Genomic DNA, 584 nt, shown 5'->3' with positions numbered 1-584 from the left:
TTGGCGGTGCATCCATGGGTTCGTCAGTAAGCACGAAGGTGCCCCAGTGCATGGCCAGGGACTGGCGCGCCTGAATATCCTGATGGATTTTCACCGCTTCCGCCGGGTTGATATGCACCGGCGACATGAACCAGCGCGGCTCGTAGGCCCCGATAGGTAATAATGCCAGATCTACCGGCCCGAATACCTGACCAATTTCGTTAAACAGCGGTGCATAGCCGGTGTCACCGGCAAAATAGAGGCTGAAATCCGGGAAATTCAGACGCCAGCTGCACCACAGGGTCTGGTTGTGGTCGTTGGGGCCGCGCCCGCTGAAGTGCTGGGCGGGCAGGCAGAAAGCCTCTACCTGGCCGTGGTAGTCGCTCTGCCACCAGCCCAGCTCGATGATCCTTTCCACCCCCAGCTTGCGCAGCCAGGCGGCGATACCCTGGGGTACGAACCAGAGAATGTCGCGGCCGAAGCGGGCCTGTAGTTGCTTTACCGATGCCTTGTCCAGGTGATCATAGTGGTTATGGGAGACCAGCACGGCATTGATATCGGGTAGCTGGTCAATGGTCAGCGCCGGCGGTACTGCCCGCTTTGGG

General features: G+C 59.9%; 1 protein-coding gene. It reads right to left on the bottom strand.

Features of this window, described 5'->3' with window-relative positions; genetic code table 11:
- Positions 1–584, bottom strand: a 584-nt coding sequence (locus tag A3730_RS24570) for an MBL fold metallo-hydrolase (protein WP_197477618.1), incomplete at both ends; no start/stop codon positions are given.

The sequence above is a fragment of the Alcanivorax sp. HI0044 genome (genome assembly GCF_001634945.1).
Note: the sequence above shows the minus strand (reverse complement) of the source record. Positions and strands in the feature narration are given on the sequence as shown.